The 19,401-nt window shown below is 40.7% G+C and carries 16 protein-coding genes; 2 read left to right on the forward strand and 14 right to left on the reverse strand.

The window, feature by feature from the left end; translation table 11 throughout:
* Positions 1-51: 51 nt before the first annotated feature.
* The 5 genes from ACSSS3_RS05560 to ACSSS3_RS05580 form a co-directional block, all read right to left on the reverse strand.
* Positions 52-798, reverse strand: a complete 747-nt coding sequence (locus tag ACSSS3_RS05560; RefSeq protein WP_442846745.1) for a hypothetical protein — start codon at positions 796-798, stop codon at positions 52-54.
* Between the two features lie 388 nt (positions 799-1,186).
* Positions 1,187-2,632 carry a S41 family peptidase gene (locus ACSSS3_RS05565; RefSeq protein ID WP_442846746.1) on the reverse strand — a complete coding sequence of 482 codons (1,446 nt, stop codon included), beginning with the start codon at positions 2,630-2,632 and terminating at the stop codon, positions 1,187-1,189.
* Positions 2,633-3,446: 814 nt separating this feature from the next.
* The gene (locus ACSSS3_RS05570; protein WP_442846747.1) at positions 3,447-4,052 is read right to left on the reverse strand and encodes a hypothetical protein; all 606 of its coding nucleotides are present in this window, start codon (positions 4,050-4,052) and stop codon (positions 3,447-3,449) included.
* Between the two features lie 183 nt (positions 4,053-4,235).
* The gene (locus ACSSS3_RS05575; protein WP_442846748.1) at positions 4,236-4,799 is read right to left on the reverse strand and encodes a DUF4870 domain-containing protein; all 564 of its coding nucleotides are present in this window, start codon (positions 4,797-4,799) and stop codon (positions 4,236-4,238) included.
* A gap of 240 nt (positions 4,800-5,039) precedes the next feature.
* A complete protein-coding gene (locus tag ACSSS3_RS05580) occupies positions 5,040-5,912 on the reverse strand; it encodes a carboxypeptidase-like regulatory domain-containing protein (RefSeq protein ID WP_442846749.1) in 873 nt (290 codons plus the stop codon).
* 228 nt (positions 5,913-6,140) lie between these two features.
* On the opposite strand from ACSSS3_RS05580, the gene ACSSS3_RS05585 reads away from it, so the two are divergent.
* The gene (locus tag ACSSS3_RS05585) at positions 6,141-6,950 is read left to right on the forward strand and encodes an endonuclease/exonuclease/phosphatase family protein (protein WP_442846750.1); all 810 of its coding nucleotides are present in this window, start codon (positions 6,141-6,143) and stop codon (positions 6,948-6,950) included.
* Between the two features lie 76 nt (positions 6,951-7,026).
* Here ACSSS3_RS05585 and ACSSS3_RS05590 read toward each other — a convergent pair whose 3' ends face one another.
* The 4 genes from ACSSS3_RS05590 to ACSSS3_RS05605 all read right to left on the reverse strand — a co-directional run bounded on the left by ACSSS3_RS05590 (position 7,027) and on the right by ACSSS3_RS05605 (position 11,043).
* Positions 7,027-8,073 (reverse strand): type I restriction endonuclease, encoded by a 1,047-nt coding sequence (locus ACSSS3_RS05590; RefSeq protein WP_442846751.1) that lies wholly within the window; start codon positions 8,071-8,073, stop codon positions 7,027-7,029.
* Between the two features lie 105 nt (positions 8,074-8,178).
* Positions 8,179-8,844, reverse strand: coding sequence for a response regulator transcription factor (locus ACSSS3_RS05595; RefSeq protein ID WP_228229118.1), 666 nt, complete (start codon positions 8,842-8,844; stop codon positions 8,179-8,181).
* A gap of 14 nt (positions 8,845-8,858) precedes the next feature.
* Entirely contained in the window at positions 8,859-10,556 is a 1,698-nt protein-coding gene (locus ACSSS3_RS05600; RefSeq protein WP_442846752.1) for a tetratricopeptide repeat-containing sensor histidine kinase, read from the reverse strand.
* A 313-nt stretch (positions 10,557-10,869) separates the two neighbouring features.
* On the reverse strand, positions 10,870-11,043 hold the full coding sequence (locus tag ACSSS3_RS05605; protein ID WP_442846753.1) for a hypothetical protein: 174 nt from the start codon (positions 11,041-11,043) through the stop codon (positions 10,870-10,872).
* 377 nt (positions 11,044-11,420) lie between these two features.
* Here ACSSS3_RS05605 and ACSSS3_RS05610 point away from each other — a divergent pair, with 377 nt between their 5' ends.
* A complete protein-coding gene (locus tag ACSSS3_RS05610) occupies positions 11,421-12,215 on the forward strand; it encodes a hypothetical protein (RefSeq protein WP_442846754.1) in 795 nt (264 codons plus the stop codon).
* Between the two features lie 60 nt (positions 12,216-12,275).
* Here ACSSS3_RS05610 and ACSSS3_RS05615 read toward each other — a convergent pair whose 3' ends face one another.
* From ACSSS3_RS05615 to ACSSS3_RS05635, 5 genes are all read right to left on the reverse strand, one after another.
* The gene (locus tag ACSSS3_RS05615) at positions 12,276-12,773 is read right to left on the reverse strand and encodes a DUF6265 family protein (RefSeq protein ID WP_442846755.1); all 498 of its coding nucleotides are present in this window, start codon (positions 12,771-12,773) and stop codon (positions 12,276-12,278) included.
* A 380-nt stretch (positions 12,774-13,153) separates the two neighbouring features.
* Positions 13,154-14,494 carry a glycoside hydrolase family 43 protein gene (locus ACSSS3_RS05620; RefSeq protein ID WP_442846756.1) on the reverse strand — a complete coding sequence of 447 codons (1,341 nt, stop codon included), beginning with the start codon at positions 14,492-14,494 and terminating at the stop codon, positions 13,154-13,156.
* 257 nt (positions 14,495-14,751) lie between these two features.
* Complete coding sequence (locus ACSSS3_RS05625) at positions 14,752-16,167, reverse strand: TolC family protein (RefSeq protein ID WP_442846757.1); 1,416 nt, start codon at positions 16,165-16,167, stop codon at positions 14,752-14,754.
* A 64-nt stretch (positions 16,168-16,231) separates the two neighbouring features.
* Positions 16,232-16,909, reverse strand: a complete 678-nt coding sequence (locus ACSSS3_RS05630) for an ABC transporter ATP-binding protein (RefSeq protein WP_442846758.1) — start codon at positions 16,907-16,909, stop codon at positions 16,232-16,234.
* A gap of 33 nt (positions 16,910-16,942) precedes the next feature.
* A complete protein-coding gene (locus tag ACSSS3_RS05635) occupies positions 16,943-19,339 on the reverse strand; it encodes an ABC transporter permease (RefSeq protein ID WP_442846759.1) in 2,397 nt (798 codons plus the stop codon).
* Positions 19,340-19,401 lie beyond the last annotated feature (62 nt).

A 19,401-nucleotide genomic window follows, 5' to 3' on the forward strand; every position in this document is an offset into this window, starting at 1 on the left:
CAAAAATTAAAAATAGCACTATATCTCTACAGTGCTATTTTATGAGATTGATTATTTTTCTTTTTCCGGGAACGAAGCAATCGTGTTTCCCTGCTCATCATAAAAATCGAGTTTGGCATTGTTTTCTTTATCAACATAAAACATCGCTCTGGGCATACCCTTATCATCAAAAAGGAATAAACCGTTATTCTGACTACGTGTTTTTCCAAGCATTATTCGGGGAACACCCCCTATCAGACCTTGATTTTCGTATTCTTTTTGTTTTTGACGCATCGCCTCGGGGTCTTTTTTACGAAGTTCTTGTAACTCCTTCATAATTGCCGCTGTTTTGATTTGAGATTCTTTACCCGGACGGTCGTTAAATGCCAGGCTGCTACTCACAAATCGTTCATCGCCTTTTTGGTAATCCTGAGTCAGCAATTGCATCACCTGATCCCCATCATACTGGTCATAAGTAAGCGATAGTCCTGAGCTGTGGCCATTTTCATTTTTGTGTCCATCATAAATAAATCCGCCACATTCAATCCCATCTTCATTGTAAAATAACATGCCTGAACGTTTTTTGCGCTCTTCATTTGTAGGTCTTTCATTGATCTTATCCATTCCGTTAGGAAAGCGTTCCACGTTTGTGATAATCATTTTTACGGTTCCATCTGCTTCTACAATATTGATTCTTTCCACATCAATTTCTCTGAATTTTTGATTCTCGTTTTTCTGGAAACCTGAAGTGCTTATCAAAATCATTCCGGCTACAGTCGCTACTGCAAAAGCTCTTAAAAAAATTAGTTCTCTTTTCATGGTTTTAAGTATTTATCTTATTGATGAGGCAAACCTATTTAAAGGTCACGCACTACTAAACAACAAAACACGGAGTCAGGGAAAAAAGCTTATGAGCTAAGGAAATTCCGGTTTGAGTGGAAAAAGAAAATTATCTAGTTGCACCTTATATAAGGTATAAGGCTAGGTAAAAGGGGGAAGAATCAGGAATGCTCCAATCAATATTAGTTAGAAAGGTCCCGGAGCAAGACCATCAAGCCACTTTAATGCTCCTGATAGTTGACCAGCGAGGTACCGGCTTAAACTAAAAATCACGCATCCTTAGAACGACCGGGAATCAATAAGACCAGAACCTGTATAAGCAGTGCTAATAGACGCTGTTACCATTCGGGGTTTTAAAAGAACGTATTCAGTTTTTGGTGTTATCGATCAGATGGGTCATATGTTCTATAGCGAATCTTAACACATCCAAATCTTCATCAACGTACACATCCGGTGGCATCCCATAAGGATCTATAGGATTTTCAGCAACATCCTTTGCTCTTACCGAAGAAGGATAATGCAATTCAAAACAGTTTATCTTTCGGGTAAGCACATTAAACCCATCGATTATACCAGCAGTATTCTGGCCGTAGAGCACTACCTTTTCGCTTTGCCTGGTCCTGTAGACAAAGGTTTCTCCGGAGCTGATGGTTTTTTCATTCATAAGAACGGCTACTTTTTGATTTGGCGCAAAAAGGGTGTCGGGAACTGAAGTACTGGCATATTGATCACCATCGGGCCAGAATAGGGCTCCTTTCAATGAAGAGAGGTAATCGTATTCCGCTTTGCTCTCCTCATCCAGCTCTTCCGGATTTCTGCCCTCCAGAAAAATATCAATATTTCCTTCAGAAATCCAGAGGCCATAATTAGGTGTTTCTATTGGACCGGAGAGTATATATGGGAAAAGAGGCTTGTATACCACGTCGTTCCCCCCATTATTATCTCTTACGTCAACAATAAAAAATTCTGCATTAACCAATTCCTGATGATGCGATTTAATAAGGCTGTCTACAAAGGCAGGTTCTTTTTCGTAGAAATTCGGGAAACGTATGTAGGGTATTTTTTCATCTATCAGGCGTATATGGAAATCGCCGTAAAGATCTGTTTCTGTAGCAGTTGTTGCATTAGGATCAGAAGGCCAGAGCTTTACCCAATTATTAAAATCTACAAGTTCTAAATTTTGAGCATTTTGAAGTTTGCCCTTCAACTTCCTCTTCGTGTTATCATTCAAGTAATAAACTACCTCGTAATCATTTCCATAAATCTGACTAAGCTCAAATTTTACGTCTCCCGGCTTCCAAACCACATTCTTACTGTCTAAAACGACACCTATAAATTCGCCCTCAGCCGCCCCTTTTTTGGGCAGAATAACCACTTGATACTCCCCATATTTCCAGATCCCTAAAAGATCATTTTGAATATTATCTTCTATCTTGTTAATGCTGTCTAATTCATCAAGAAACCTTTCTTTATCAATCGCGATACTTTTTCGGGTTTCTTTACCGGCACTATTGCCTGTAAAACGTATATAATTATGGCCATCTCTGAAAAACTGCAACCAGTGTTCCAGTACCGGGAGACACTCTTCCAAATCGGAAACCTTAGCCGCTTTTTTCCTGAAAACGTCTTTATTGGCCGTATAAAGTGCTCTATTAGCTTCGGTAACCTTTATAGTAAACAGTGCATAATCTTGCTCATAAACCTGAACAACCTGCTCGAAAGTTTCGGCACAGGTACACTCCTGAGCCCTTGAATACCAAATGCTCCATATTAAAACAGCGAGCGTGAGCAATGGTTCAGAGGGTGTTTTCATAGAGCGCTTTTATGGTGTTTAATTTGAGGTTGTGTTCCAAAATAAATCGGCAGGCAAGCTTAGCCTGGTGCCAACTCGTTAATCCAACACTCAACAACTGCTGACCTACTCAAAATTATCAGTAAATCAACATGTTAGCATTGCGCGTATAAAAATAGGCTTTTGTCTTACAGGAAGTTAACAGAATCCCATAATCAATCGAGGCGTTTTTACAGAATTCTTTAAAAAGTCAGCCCCAAAACCAATTATATGCACAAATAGTTAATCCTTAGAATAGATGATTCCACAATTCCTATCATCCTGAGCGTTCATTTTTAATCTACCTTTTACCAAGGGAGAGACTTAACCGACTGCAGGTGGTCAGGGAATCAGAACAAGTAAAATCCTTTTCTTCTGAACCCGATTAAGTTTAATCCGAAAACCTGAATTGTGCTGATTTGATAGCTGATCAGAGATACCAGGCTTCTCAGAAACGACCGGGTAAAACCACACTGCTACCACAGTGAAACCACACTCCAACCACACTTTACCACACTTTTAGTGGGTGAGCATAGTTTCATAATGGTGTGAACAAGAAAGCATATAGCGGTATCAGGGCTTTTGAATGGTCTTTTTGGAGGCGGAGTATAGATGTAAAAACCACTTGAAATAGGCTTAATCAGATAATATTAGCTTTGTACAGCTATTCCAGGAGGGGTTAAGGGGTTATATAGACAACCAGTTCCCTAAGCCTTTATATCGAATCTATTTTGCGCTTAATCTTTAAAAGATTAGAGGAAGCCGGGCACATGCTAAATATGCATTTCGATTAATGCTATGCCCCAGTTTTAGCAGCTATAACTTTTAAAATTTCCCAATCTGAGTTTAAACGCTTGAGAATAACTATTCTTGAACTATTATCAGATAACTTTTTGGCTTTTGCTACTTTATCTATTTTCACCAAAGCAAAATCGGAGTCACCTAAAATACTACTGAGTACGAAAGCTTCTTTCTTTTTGAACAGATTTCCAAATTCAGAATTCCTGAAAGGTGCTTTTGTATAGCTAATAATTCTGTCTGATTCAATATACCGACCCAGCTGGTCTAAACTTTGAAGCGCTATCTGTTCCAAAAGATTTTTGACTTTGAATTCCGGATCAACCGATAAGAGAAAATCTAAAGGATTACTTTCATATTGCACGGGCTCTACGCATACTATAGAATTACCTGGAAATTCTGCACGAAACCAGTTATCATAATTACCATCTAAGTCGTAATTTTTGAAATACGCAATCGTTTCATTTACCAAATATTCCTTAGGTCCAATTACACGTTCGACAAGTTGAGTATAAATCAACTGTTTATCTCTCAATAACACGTGCTGTTCCTGTGCAAATGATCCTAAAGGAAGAAACAGTAGAAGTAAACAGATGCTTTTCATTTTACGCCCGAGGTTTTTAATAACAGTTCTTGATTGCCAGTTTCTGAACCTAATCTAATTTAAAGTTTAATCTGTTTTGAAGGTGCGCTTAAGAATCGGCTGAGTCAACACAGACTTCAGGTTCGATTCCCCATATATTACCGTAAAGCCTTCATCAACCGCACTGGCTTATATTGACAGCAGTTATTTTATCAGCTTTATTATATTCGGATACAGGTTTTGAGTTTTTCCCTTACTTGTTTTAATCGCAAAAACTACTGGTAAAATTACATTCAAAGCATAAAGCGCAATGAATAAGTACAATAAAATGGGATAATGCCCGTAATGCATAATTTTTAAAAAAGCAAAAGCACTTATTGATGTAAAAGCCAGAATAGACCAGATTATCTGATAGTTCAATAAATTTGCTCCTGCTTTTTTAAGTCCCACGATTTTATCCTTTTTATTCATCCACATAATTAGCGGGATAATTAGGTTTCCAACAGGAATTGCCAAAAAAGTTAGCACCGTAAGATGGAATATCGTGAGGTAACTTTTATCCGGTTCCTTTCCATAATCTAAAAGCTCTTCTGTATTAGTAGCGAGAACTTCACATATCAAATTCAACGTTCTTCCACGAGGTTCACTTTCGTTATTTTCGATTCGCTGAATTGTTCGCAAATTCACCTTTGCAGATTCAGCCAATTCCTCCTGAGATAGTCCCTTTTTCTTTCGTATTTCCCTAATTTTCTTTCCAATTTCGTTCATAGTGGATGTTGCTTTATTGTTTTAACAAAACTACTTCTGAAACTATCCTTTTGATAACGGTTTATTTACGACATGTTTACGGCATACTTGTCAAGCTATTGATTTCGTTAGACTTTTAGCTATTAGCTACGGCAGACTTTCTCAAAACTACACGTTTCTGTTTCCAGATGCAACCGAAGAATAGCTGGTAACGGATTTTACTTTTACCGCCCCAAGCTCCATAAGTCTATGGTTATAAACTTACTCACACATGGCATTCAGGTAAAAACTTAAATTTTGACCGCTATCCTTCCAGCTATCCATTGCCTTATCTCTAAAGTAAGCCGTATGGGTTAACGAGCTGGCTGTTGACAGGGCAAAGTATTTACTGTTCGCGCGGGTCTTGACACTTTCAAGCCATTGTATGGTAACCGCAATTTCTTCAATCCCGTCTTTGATGTAGATATCATAAGGTTGCAGATCGACTTTAAACCAACCCAAATAAGTATCCTTGATTTCAAAAATGATGTTTTGGTTGATGATTAAATCTGTTGGAAGTCCATTTTCAACTTTGTATATGTTGACCCTGAATTTTAAAGATTTAAAGTCGTTAGAAGTAATATTGAAATTTAAATCCTGTAAATAACAGGCACGGCGGATCTTGAATTTCATTCCCCGCTCTTTGCTTAAGCGATCATCTACATCTTTTTCGTAGTAAGAATAAAAATTGGAATGCATTAAACCCAATCCTTTAGACGACCTGCCGATACTTTTAGGTTTTAACTTAAGCTTTTGGGCACTCAAAACAACCTCGTCCAGTACTGTGCTCTGAGGCATCAAAAAAATAACTTTTTCCTGATTACTTAAGTCGGACACCAGATACTTCTCTGTTTTAAAGCCGATACAGGAAAATAGTACTGTGTCGCCGGGGCTGACTTTTTCGTTTAAATCCAGCCTAAATTCACCCTTCTCGTTTGATACGGTACCTACTGTTTTATTTGAAATTCCAATATTTACATAGGGTAAAGAATGATTGGTAAATGAACTCTTCACTTCGCCTGTGAGTTGCCTGCTTTGACAAAAACCCACATAAGACACTACCAATAGGGAGAAGATGAGTAAAAATTTTTTCATAGCTTATATTAAGATACAGCAACATGGAAGCTGTTGATGCTATCTGAAATACCCCGATTCAGCGGATGTGTTGCAGATCAAGCCTATATTTACCGCCATGAGTATCCAACTAGCGCTCCTGCGTGCTGTTTGACCATAAGACCCGAAACATTCCTGAAGTACAGATTTCTGTAAGGCAGGCTACACCCATTATCTGTATTTTTAATTTCAAAAGCTCACAACTTAACTATGCAAACCTACTTACGCCTGTTTTTACTGCTTTATGCCGTAACATGCTTTTCTCAACAACACGAACTCACCCTGGTTTCCTGGAATATTCGGGATTTTGGAAAGACCAAAAGCGCCGAAGAACTGGATCAAATTGCAGAAATTGTACGAGACGCAGATATACTCGCCATTCAGGAGGTGGTTGCGGGTTACGGGGGAGCTCAGGCCGTGGCCAGACTTGCTGCTATTCTAAACCGTAAAGGCTCTAAATGGGACTACGTCATAAGCGATCCTACCCATAGTTCAAAATACGTGACCGAGCGTTATGCGTTTATCTGGAAAACCGCGAATATCAAAATAAAAAACAGAGGTGCGCTAATCGCCGCTCTGGATTCTAAAGTAGATCGTGAACCCTTTGCAATTAACTTTTATCTCGATCAAAAGGTTTTACAGATCGTAAACTTTCATTCCCGGCCTTACAATCAAAATCCACAGGCTGAGATAAAGGCCATATCCCAATATCTGGTCAAAGCTATGAAGGGTTCCGTGATTTTTGCCGGAGATTTCAATGTTACCAATGAAGACCCGGTATTTAATGAACTAAAAAGTAATGGCTTTACTCCCGCTTTGGTCAACCAAAAGACCACACTTAAAAAAACCTGTACCGGTGTGGACTATCTTAATTATGCGATTGACAATATTTTCTATTCTAAGGATCTAAAATATCTGAAAAGCGGAGTGCTCGACTTTGTATTAACCTGTGATCAACTGGAAAAGGCGCGTAAACTTTCAGACCACTTACCGGTTTTTTTCAGGTTTAGCCTAAATTGAATTCTTCTGTAAAATGAAAATGTAAGCTTTTCTTTTAGAGTAGAAACTCTAATGAACCATCCCATCACAAAAGGTATTACTCATAATTAGCTGCGGTTTCTAAAAGCTGTTCTTCATATTGGTATATATCTTCAAGAGATTCAAGGGCATGACGATGTTCATTTTTCTTTGCATCGAATATTCCCAAATATTTTGTACTTCCATTAAAATGTAGTCGGCATAGCGGTTTACGATTGTTATCATCCAGTAAAATTCCGAAATAAGACTGAGTGTCCCGATGAACGATTCGGCTTACATCCAGCTTACGACGTAAAATTGCCACCACAATTCTGTATCCTTCCATTTCCTCTTCTGTGGTAACAACTTTACTTATTTCCTGAGGTTCTGGCGTAACCTCGTGTTGCCCTTCAGCTTCTTTGTTTAATGCGGCATTGAGACGATCATTCACCCGATCACTAATTGTCTGACTAAAAGCCTTCTCAACTAAACCGGTAAATTCAGTCATAACTTTTTCCGTTAACCTCCCACTATAAACCTCACTCGCGAAAAGTTTTACAAAATTGAAAGACGGAGTTTGTATTTCTCTCGAGATTAGCTTTCGTATTTCTTTTGTGTATTTTAAAGAGCTTGCGTTATCTACAATCTTATGTACATCAAAATTGGATTTATGAAATTTAGCTATCTCAGGAATCACATTTTCCTTTAGTCTGGTAATATCAAATTCCAGAAAAGGCTTTTCATCCATTTTGTTTGGGTTCTCCAAATCAGTGTAAAAACGATATTCGATGCCATTGGTTAATAGTGCAAAACGGGTTTTAGAAACGTGAAAATAACGGAACAACTGAGAATTATGTGGATCCATTTTCTCTTTCCAGTTTTTACATTCTATAATTATAATGGGTTGTCCGTCCTGAAAAATCGCATAATCTACTTTTTCGCCCTTTTTCAGTCCAAGATCTGCTGTAAACTCGGGTACTACTTCTAAGGGATTGAAGGTATCATAGCCCAATAAATTAATAAAGGGTAAGACAAAAGCATGTTTAGTAGACTCTTCTGTTTCGATTTGATCTTTCAGTCTATCTATCTTATCAGCGAGTGCCTTAAGTTGATTGTTGAGTTCCATAAGCTAATATTGAATAAATTAAAATCAAACCTAAGGCTATTAAAAATCAATGCCTTACAGATATCTGTAAGGCATTGATTTTTTTAACTAAAATGATATTGGGTTTTAGATCAACCCTTCCCGAATAAGTTTGGCAACCAGTTCTGTTGAATTTTTAGCGCCAAATTCATCAAATAATTTACTCACCCGTTTATCAATAGAGCTTTCACTGTTGGGCCTTAAATCTTTCAATTTTAATTTGTCGCGAATCTCCTTTTTGTTAAAACCTTCCGAAAGGTGTTTTAGAATAAACAAATCAACCTCATCCAGTTCAAAAACATTTCTGGCGGTATTCAGGTCAATTTGTGGTGAAAGATAGGTGTTACCCGAAGCTACTGCCTGAATCGCTTTTACGAGTTCGTCAAGACTTTGCCGGCCTTTACACACATAGGCATTAATATGATAGGTATCAAAAAGCGGTTTTATCTTAACCGCCTGCTCTTCCATCGAATTTACGATGATCTTAAGGTCGGGCTGAAGCTTTCGTGCAGCTTCAATCAATTCAACTCCGGATGTAAAGGTTCGGGGTGTGTGATTTTCTTTAAAGGAAAGATCTGTAATGAGCAACTCAAAAGCTTCGGGGGTGTTGTGGGTGAGCTGAATGCGGTTGTAGGCTTTATCACAGTAAAACTCTTCCTGAACCTGAGGTATATTTAATTCGGCCTTAAGCGTGTCTACAATACTCTTGTTATCCCCCTGAAAATCCTCTGCAATCAATACTTTTTTAAACATAAAAGAACCCTTTACTAATTTGGAATACTGATCACTGCCTTAAATCCTTTGCCCTGATCTGATTCAAAAATAATAGTTCCTCCTATGGCTTCCATACGCTTTTCTGTAATCAAAAGACCGTTTTTCTCAAACCGTACAGAAGAATCAATTCCCACACCGTTATCGGAGTACCAAATTTCAAGTCTATCGGGGTGCTGTTTCAGGTTTAAGGTAACCAGACCGGCACGGCTGTGTTTGCTCATATTGATAAACAACTCGCGTAGTATTTTATACAAGGTAATTTTGGTCACATTACTCAAAGATTGCCAGGCAACCTCTTTACTCCCGCTAATAAGCAGGCGGGTTTCTTCCGGTTTATGCTGGTCAAGCATAGCGTAGAGGGCCTCTTTAAAGTTTACCCCGGTGTCAACCGCATTGATTTCGCGCGAAAAATTGCGGCTTTGCTGATAGAGTTTATCGAGTTCGTCAAGTACTTTCCCGGCATCGGCATTACTTTGAACCAGAAGCATTACGTGATGCAAACCTGCCCCAAAATCATCGTGCAAACGTTGGGATAAAGCCGCTTCGCTAGCATAGGATGCCTCCAGACGATCTGCCCGATTTTGCGCTTTTAAGCGCTTAATGCGCTGTTGATACGTATAAAAACCCAGTATTATTAAAGCAATAAGCCCCATAACCCCTGCCAGAAGCCAATACCTGTAGTTGCGCTCCCGGGTTGCTTCAAGCTCGGCCTGGGCATTTTCCTTTTCAAGCCTTAGTATAGACTCTTCCTTAAGCCGGTCGTCATACTTGTACTTGGCAAATTGGGTTTTGACCTTCAACTCCTGCTTATACAAACTATCCTGCAGGTGAATATACCGGTCCCGAATGCCCATATCGCTGGGTTTGAGTTTCATAAAAAACCCAAGCGCGTCATATTCTGCGCGGGGAGCTTTAAGCTCTTTAGAAAGATCAATAACCGAATCTAAATAGCTCATCGCGCGTTGCGGTTGGGTCTTGCTGTAATACTCGCCGAGATGTGTGTAACTTGCTAATAATCCGCGTTTGTCCTGCTCCTGTTTGCGCAACCTCAGGGGCTCTAAAAAAGCATTTGCAGACACAGGCCTGCCAGACAACCAATTTGCATAGGCCAGGTTATCCAAAACGCGCGCCCGGGTATCTGCCCTGTCCAGACTATCAGCTGCAATCGCCTCTAAAATCGACCGGGCTTTATCAAGGGATTTCAGATCTATATATACCGTAGCCAGGTTATTTTTATAGGTACTAATGGCTGCTTTATCATCTGAAGTTTTAATGGCCTTTAAGTAGTAATCAAGGGCATCAGTATAGTTAAAGAGTTTGCGGTGATTGGTGCCAAGACTATTGTAAACCGAAGCAATCGTGTTAGGATCCTCCCCTGCTTCTATATATTGAATGGCCTCGGTAAGCGTTTCTTTACTTCCAAAAAAATCACTTTGAGTTTGTTGAATATTAGCCATATTCAGCAGGCTTTTACCAATCCAGCTGCTGTCGTTGTTTTTTCTGTAATAAAATCTGGATCTGTTGTAGCGCTTAAAAGCACTATCCGGTTTCTGAACCACCTGCTCAAAATAATACCCCATGAGATAATTCTGCATACCCAAAATTGCTGCTGCCTCAGTGGGATTAGCGGTATCGTGAAGGAGCCGGTCACTTTTTATAAGGCTGTCGTATTGCCCCAATGAAAACTGCAACCAACTCTTTTGATACAGGAGCTTTGGGTACAGAGAATCGGATTTTTGGTTCTCTAAGGATTGAAGTGCCTGATTGGTAAATCTTAGCCGATCGTCTAAAGGGAGGTTATTATCCTGAGCATTTTTATAATAAAATGAAATGCTATCGCCGGCAGCTTTAGAAGCCCCGCGATCAAAATTTAACTGCTCCTTACAGGAACAAAGCAATAAAACAAAAAGGAAAACAAGGCTAGGGCGGTACAAGGCAGTTTTTATTCTAAAACTACTAAAAAAGGTTTATGCGAATAGCACAAACCTTTTCTTTTTAAAACTCTTAATTACCCTCATCAAGGGGTGGCGGCGGAGGTGGCGGGGGCGTTACCTTCCCGTCATCTCCCTCAGTTGCCTGGGTTCCGTTAATTAAACTTTCTTCATAAGCGCTTGCGCTACACGAGGCCAGCACCCCATTAAATGCCACGATCGCTATGGCCAATATAAATTTTTTCATCGTTTTAAAATTTTGTGATTGAACAAAGGGGTGGCCGTCCGGGGATTTCCCGGTTTTATTGCTTTACAGCCACCATTGAGTTTTGGAGTACTCCGTTGTTTTTTTGGAAAGTGGAAATCTCATGCAGCAGCTTTAAGCTACTTTCCAATTTGGCCTTTGCCACTGCATTACAGATTTCCTTTAGAATGCCTGTTCTAGAAAAGCTATGTTAGCAAGACACAGCAGCAAGCATCCTATGGGACAAAGTAAAGGGAAGATGGAAGTCTGGTTGCAGACAGTGATTAGACTTGTTTTAGACAACTTTTCGACATCATTAAACACAAGTCTTCACAGAGTAGTTGTCTAAAAAATGTCTGGGGATAATTTGTATTTTTAGGATGATGGAAGAATTCTACGTAAAGAAAATCACGGAAGAAGTATTTAAAAAAGCCAAAGACAAGTCGGCTTCACATAAGAAATATGCCTTGGCCAAAGAAGTTGAGGCAGCAACAGGATTGAGTTACCGCACCATTGAAAGGACGTACGATAGGTATATTAGAAGAAAAGATGAAGACTACAATCTGTCTTCAAATACTATAGAAGAGTTCTGTGTGTATCTCGGCTATCAGGATTATGCCGAATACGTTGAAAAACATAAAGCAAAGGAGCCCGATAATGGCCCACTTCCCTCAAGTCTGAAAGACAAAAATGAAACCCAGGATTCCTCCACAGGTGCAGCAACTAAACCAGGTCAAAAAATCTGGCGCTCTGCCTCTATTTTTGGAATCTTTACGCTTGCGATACTACTTGTGCTTTATCTGATAATTCAAAATAAAACAAGTGAAGTAGCAGATTCTGAAAACTGTATGACCTGGACCGGAAGGCTCTATGAAAAAATTCCCTGCTCAAAAGGTTCCTATTCCACGTATGGCAATACTATTGAACCCTATGATGAAAAGCGTTTTGAAAATTTTAAACGAGTAGAGGTTGATATTACCACCCCCTTCTTTTCGGAGCAGAATCAAAAGCCGCTCCTGTGGTATTACAAAAATGAACAGGGAGAAATTGAGTACTATACCGCTCCCGGTCTGCATCCCGTAAACGGAAAAACTTTAAAAGCCGTGACCGAATACATCGTAGAAAAATACGTACCCATTCACCAGAATAAACCTTCCTCATTTGTTCGTGAGTAGAAGTGTAGCTCTTAAATCATTGAAAAATAGGCCGGGGCTGAAATTAGTGAAACCAAAAAACTATTCTTTTACCGGTCTAAATGCAAACCGGATTTCCGTATCGCCTCCTGATACAGCAGCCTGTAAGATTTCACCCTGTTTACGATAGGTTATCAGATTGGGAAATGAGACCTCGGCATTCTCAAAGCTGAATGTATATGGGCTATATTCCTTTAACGTAAAGGTTACGGCTTCAGGATCATCGGGACTTTTAATCTTTAAAAACCAGTTTTCCGCGGAAGGAATCAATAGCATTTCTTCCTGCCAAATGGTGTCGCCTTTTTGCAAGGTATAACCAAATCCGCGATACTCTGAATCGTTTGGTTTACTCCATTCTTCAAAGGTTTCTTTTCCGGGATCTTCATCCGTTTGCTCCCATTTGCCCAGCAACCAGTCAAAATTCTTTTGAGCAAGCGACTCAACCTCTTTAATCGTATTGTCGGCGTCCGATTTTTGAGTCGTGGTATTGCAGGATATCTGCATAAATAGCAGTACGATAATGGCCTTTGATTTACGCATACGGTTGAATTTGAAGCTCTAAATCGAATTTAAGCATAAAGTCTCATTTTCATTTAGAGCAGCATTAGTCCAAACTTACAGGAGCAGGGAGTGCTAGCATAGAAAACTTTTTTAAATAGGTTATGAGGACTGCGTTCTGAATAAATGAAAAAAGGCCTATTCCTAAAGTAATTATTCCTATTCATGATCGTATTTACTCGGAAATAAAGCCTTATGCTCCCTATAGTCATTGGGGATATTGAATTAGCTTCATTAGCTCATTCTAAAAATTTTCTCAAACTAAATCATCAAAATTCTTTTGTGAGTAATGCAGACAAATGGCGAAATGGCTAACGCACTGCGTGATAAAGGAAAAGGACTTTATAAAGATTTAAAACTGCCTAATTAAACTTCCACCAGTCAAAATAGAACAAATCCTTTTCGCCTTTAAAAACAAAAAACAGATCGTGTACTCCGGTGATAGTCTTATTTACCGGTGCCGTAAGGGTACTCCATAATCCCTCTTGTCTGATATTGGTTACCTCAACTGTTGATACCAGAGGGCCGTCAATGGTATCGGCATGTAATTCGATCGTTCCACCATAAATAGGCGAAACACTCACTTCAACAGACTGCGCGCCCTCTGCAAAATCAACGCCTGCTACTTTTAGATAATCCCCGTTATGAATGTCGCTTACAAATAAATGGTCAGCGATTTTTTCACCCCGGTCCCAATCAAAATCACCTTCCCACTCGGTTTCAAAGCGGGTTTTTAAACCCTCACTCCAGGCCATGGTCTCGGCTTCAACCCGTTTAAAAGGATTAAGGGTTCCTACCTGTTCCGGTCCTTCAACAGAAAAATAAGCCAGACTTTTTATAGTACCATCTGCATTATATTCCATAACGTCCATATCAACCGCACGGCGTTCATAGAATTTGGGAGTGCGTTGTTTTAATAAATCGTAAGTATGCCCAAAAACATAGGATTTTCCCTTAAACTCGATGATCCCCGGGTGATTACCTCTTGATTTTTCAGATGCGTCTACAATCATACCTTTGTATTCCCAGGGTCCGTTAGGCGAGTCACTCATAGCATAGCCTATTCCCTCCGGGCAGCACGTAGAGGCGTACGCCAGATAATATTTAGCATTGCGCTTCCAAACCCAGGGCCCTTCCTGATAATTTTGGGGAGTTGTGGCTTCCTGCATAATTTCCCCGGAATAGGAAATCATATCCTCATTGAGCTTTACATAATAGACCTTTGGATTACCCCAGTACATGTATGCCTGCCCGTCATCATCAATAAGTATGGTAGGATCTATATCGTGATTGCTGTTTTTAATAAGAGGTTTACCCAAAGGATCTTTAAAAGGTCCATACGGACTATCGGCTACCAAAACCCCGATTCCCACGCCGCCAGGCATTGGACAGTACAGGTAAAACTTTCCGTTGCGTTCGATGCATTGCACCGCCCAGGCCCCATTCTCGTAAGGCACCCAATCAAAACTATCCAGTGAGGCGACTACACCATGATCGGTCCAGTTTACCATATCGGTAGAAGAATACAGCAACCAGTCTTTCATTTTAAAACCCATGGCATCATCTTCATCGTGACTGGTGTACAAAAACACCGTGTCGTTGTATACCAGTGGAGCCGGGTCTGCGGTATATTTTGTCTGGATGATGGGACGCTGGGGCACGGTTTCCTGGGCACCTATCGGTTCATGAAGTATAAATGGCATTAGAAAAATTAATGTTGTAAAAACCTGTGTATTCCTCATCGTTTCTTTATTTTTTAAATTCTTAGAATGACCAACTACTTTCCTATTACGTTCCGGATCAGATTTTTAGGACTACTTGTATTCCGAGAACGCTTAATTAAATGTATTAAAAACACTTAATTTTTCAAATATAATAAATTAATGCAATCGATTTCGTAAAACATAATTTAAACTGTCTTATATAGAAGTAGAACTGGAAAGAGTTCTGGGATTCCCAGTTACCGAATTGCATTTCCCTTATAAAAATCCAGCACCTTATCCCGAAGCAGGTAGGTATAGCGGGTGTTGGTTAAATTGATTCGGGCATTGTCGAGCCGGTTTTTGCTGGTGATGTATTCAACACTGGTGGCCACACCCAGGTTAAAACGAGCTTCGTTGATCGCAAACGACTTTTCATAAGCCGCAACCTGCTCCTCAAGCAACTCATAGCTGGTAGCCGCTGCATCCCAGTCGTTATAGGCCTGCGTGATGTTTTGCTTCAGCGCGCGTTTGGTTTCTGCCAATGCTACCTCAGCCCTGCTCTGTTCTACTTTTTGCAATTGCACATTATTTTTGGCTCGAAACCCGTTAAACAGCGGAATACTCACCGAAACCCCAATGGTAGAATTGAGGTTGTTGTTAAACTGATCACTATACGATATCCCGCGGGAATCAAACCGGGTTTCCTGAGTAAACACATTATAGTCGGTTCCCGAAATGCTTACAAAATCGGTAGTTTCTAAAAGCGCTGTTCCGGTCTCTTCAAAAAGGCGCGCAGCGCTGGAGTAGTTGGTATTCAGATTGGCAAATAAACTGATTTCAGGTACGTACTGCGCGCGGGCGACAGCCACTCCTTTTTCGGCAGCTTCAAGTCTGAGTTCACGGGCTTTGATCGCAGCCAGATTTTGCAAAGCCTGCTCGTAAATTCCTTCGGCAGACAGCTCCTGATTTTTAAATTCGGTTACTAAAACCAGACTTTCCGCCTCTAGTTCGGCTTCGGTATTCAGGAGAAATTTAAGGTTTTCAAGGGCATTATTCAGACTGTTTTTGGCATCTACAATGGCATTTTGATCCAATGCAAGCTGACCTTTCAAATCATAAAAATCAGATGGATTGCCGCTCTCCTCTTCGTTGAGTTTCTCCAGCCGTTTGAGCTGTTCGCGGGTGGTAAGTAAGCGGGTTTCGGCCAGTTTTACGAGTTCGCGGGCATTCAAAACCTGCAAAAAACTCAGCGTGACATCAAGCATTCGGTTTTGGCGGGCTTCTTCCACTTCCATCCCGGCAGCGGCCTTGTTGAGGCTGCTTTGTTTCAGGCTGTTGAGCAATCTAAAGCCATTAAATACGGTGGCACTTAGACTGAGCCCTGCATTAGAGAAGTTAAGCTGCTCGGTCACATAGGCATTGGTAAAGGGGTCAATGCTTCGGCCATTGCTCACACCATAATTGTAATCGGCATTTACTCTGGGCAAAAGCGCATTTCGGCTTTGTTTATACTCAATGCTTTCGCCCTGCGCATTGATTTCCGCACGTTGTACGCTAAAGTTTTGGGCCAAAGCAATCTCGATGCAATCTTCCAGAGTAAGCGTTTCCTGTGCCTGCATAGTGCAGATTGTAAACAGACAGGCCGCTAACAAGCCTGTGAATGGAATTTTCATATTCTTTTGATTGATGTGTTTGTATGTTTTTAAACTATCGGGTTGATGAGTCCCGCGTGTCATTCTAATTATAGGGTTGAAGCTGTTTGCTCCCGTCAAGCAGGTGAATGATGCGATTGCCGTAAGCCGCGTTAGACTCGGAGTGCGTCGCCTGAATGATGGTCACCCCTTCGGCATTGAGCTCTTTAAAAAGTTCCATGATTTCTTCACCCTGCTTCGAATTTAGATTTCCGGTGGGTTCATCGGCCAAAATGAGCTTGGGCTTTGCAATTAGTGCCCGGGCGATACCTACCAGTTGCTGTTGCCCGCCACTCAGCTGCGCCGGAAACAGGTCTTTTTTGCCCACAATATTAAAGCGGTCGAGCATATCGGCTACCAAAGCTTTGCGTTCGGAAGACTTGATATTCTTGTACAAGAGCGGGGTTTCGATGTTTTCATAAACGGTCAGTTCGTCGATGAGGTGATACGCCTGAAACACAAAACCGATGTATTCTTTGTAGAGTTTAGACCGCTGCTTTTCCTTGAGGCTATGCACCGGTTCGCCATCAAAAATGTATTCCCCTTCCTGAAATTCGTCAAGCATCCCAATGACGTTGAGTAAAGTGGACTTCCCGGAACCAGACGGACCCATAATCGAGATAAACTCGCCTTCTTCGACATCAAGACTGATGTCATTTAGTAAAAAGACGCGTTTGCCGCCTTGTTTGACCCATTTGTAAATATGATTGAGTTGTAAGAGCATGATCTATTGTTATTGTTATTGTTATTGTTATTGTTATTCGGTTCGTAAAGATTTTACGGGGTTTGCCAGCGCCGCCTTAATGGCCTGAAAACTTACCGTTAAAATGGCAAGGACTAAAGCTCCTGCGCCTGCTCCTAAAAAGACCCACCAGTGTATGGTTGTTTTGTAATTAAAATCCTGAAGCCACTCGTGTATAAAATACCACGCCAGCGGTGAGGCGATCAGAATAGCCAGTAAAATCAGTTTAAGGAAATCAAAAGAAAGTAAGGTGGTAAGCTGCAACACCGATGCTCCCAGAACTTTACGAACTCCGAGCTCTTTCATACGCTGCTGTGCGCTGAAGGTTGCTAGGGCAAAAAGCCCCATACCGGCAATCAGCATCGCCAGAATGATAAACAGGTTAAACACGTGTGACAAGCGCTCTTCGGAACGAAACATCGTGTCAAACGCATCATCCAGAAACTGGTATTCAAAAGGAGTAGCAGAATCGTATTGGGTATAGATCGTTTCCATTTTTGAAAGCAATTGGGGCACATCACTCTCCGGTTGAAAACGCACAAATAAACAGCCGCCACTTTTGCCCAGAATGGTTGTGGTTGCTTTAGTTTTTGAATTCACAAACAAAGCCACTGCATTTATGGGCGCATCCAGATTTTCAAAATGGAAATCCTTAACTACACCAACAATTTCTCTTTTACTGTTTCCAAAAAGCAGACTTTCTCCTATAGGGTTTGGTCCCAGTTTAAATTTACTGATTGCCGCTTCGTTGATGATTACCGGATCGCTTTTAGAATAGAAATTTTCGTCATCCGGCTTTGTTTCCCAGGTTACACCCAGGGTTTTAAAGAAATCATCATCTACCGAAAATATGGGCAGACCCGTAGCATCAGGCACTTGTTCTGAAGACGCAAAAAACATATTATAACCTTTGTAAATAGGATATTGAGCTACTGCTGTACTGGTTACCTGTGAGAGCTTTTCAATCTCATTTCTAAAAGGCGTACTGTTAGTCCCCATGGTATTCTGCAGTGTTACCATAACTACGTCAGAACGGTTTAGACCGGTATCCACCCCGCGCACATAATCCAATTGCTGATGGATGATAATACCGCTTATTAAAAGGGCTATCGCAATGACAAACTGGACAGTAGTACAAACCTTACGTAAGCGTTCTCCTCCCATTTTTGAAGCTCTGCTGCTTCTAAGGTTCTCAACAGGGTTGAAGGCAGACATCACCAATGCCGGGTAAAAACCGGTTGCCAAAACGGTAAAACCTAACAGACATGTAAGGATCAGGAGGAAGTTTTTATTAAGGAAAAAGGAAGCGTCAATCTCAATGTCCAGAAGGCTAAAAAACCAGGGTTTTAAAACTACACTAAGGGCTACCGAAAGCAGAAATGCAAAGATTACATAAAGGGTAGATTCCACATAAAACTGAAACGCCACACTTTTTCTGCTGGCACCATTTACTTTGCGCACGCCGATTTCTTTAGAACGCAGGGTTGCCCGTGCGGTAGATAAACTCAAATAATTGACTAAGGCAAGCAACAGAATTAGCACCGCTATCAACGGAAAAATACGGATGTACCTGGTGTTTGAAGCGTCTCTTCCGTTTAAATGTTTATCGGTTAACAAACTCAGGCTGTAAACATCAGAAGCCTCTGCATTACCCTGAATGCTGAGTTTTTGCATCGTGTTTTCAACCGCGTTTTTAGCTGTGGGATTAGTCAGTTTTAAATAGGTAGGAAAAGCACCCAATCTAAAGACTTCCGAATCAAAATCCCTCTCAAACTCTTTCATGGTTGGCATACTGCTCAGCGATGCTAAAAAGTCGGGGTGTAAGCTCGAATTGCTGGGTGTATTTTCCATCACACCGGTGACGGTAAACAGGTAGGTGCTGTCCTTTCGCACTGATAGTGTTTCGCCAATAGGGTTTTGATTACCAAAATACTTTTTGGCCATATCCTCGCTAAGCACCAGCGAATAGGGCTTGCTTAAAACAGTTGCCGTGTTGCCATTTTTCAACTTAAATGAAAAGAAGTCAAAGAAATTCGCATCAGCATAGCTGAAGTCCTTTTCCGAAAATCGCGTGCCGGGCTGGCTCGTATTTGTGATGATCACCGGCTTGTATTCTTCCTTTAGACGCAGGCTGCTAGAAACCACCGGACTTGCATTTTCGGTGAGCTCTCCAACCGTGGCATTCATCGAGTTCATATAAATGCTATCTCCGCCCATATTTACCTGAGCCTCCACTGCATAAATACGGTCAGAATCTGTATGAAAGCTGTCATAGCTGCGCTCGTGCGCCACATAAAAAAGAATTAGCGTACAGGCGGTAAGCCCTACAGCCAGCCCACCGATGGTAATAAAACCGGAGAGTTTATTCTTTACTAAATTCCGCCAGGCGATTTTGATGTAGTTCTTTAACATTATCTATTGTTATTGTTATTGCTATTCTTTATTGAATTTGGAGTTAGTCTTTTAAATAACTC

The sequence above is a fragment of the Leeuwenhoekiella sp. H156 genome (assembly GCF_052218455.1).
GTDB classification, from domain to species: domain Bacteria; phylum Bacteroidota; class Bacteroidia; order Flavobacteriales; family Flavobacteriaceae; genus Leeuwenhoekiella; species Leeuwenhoekiella parthenopeia.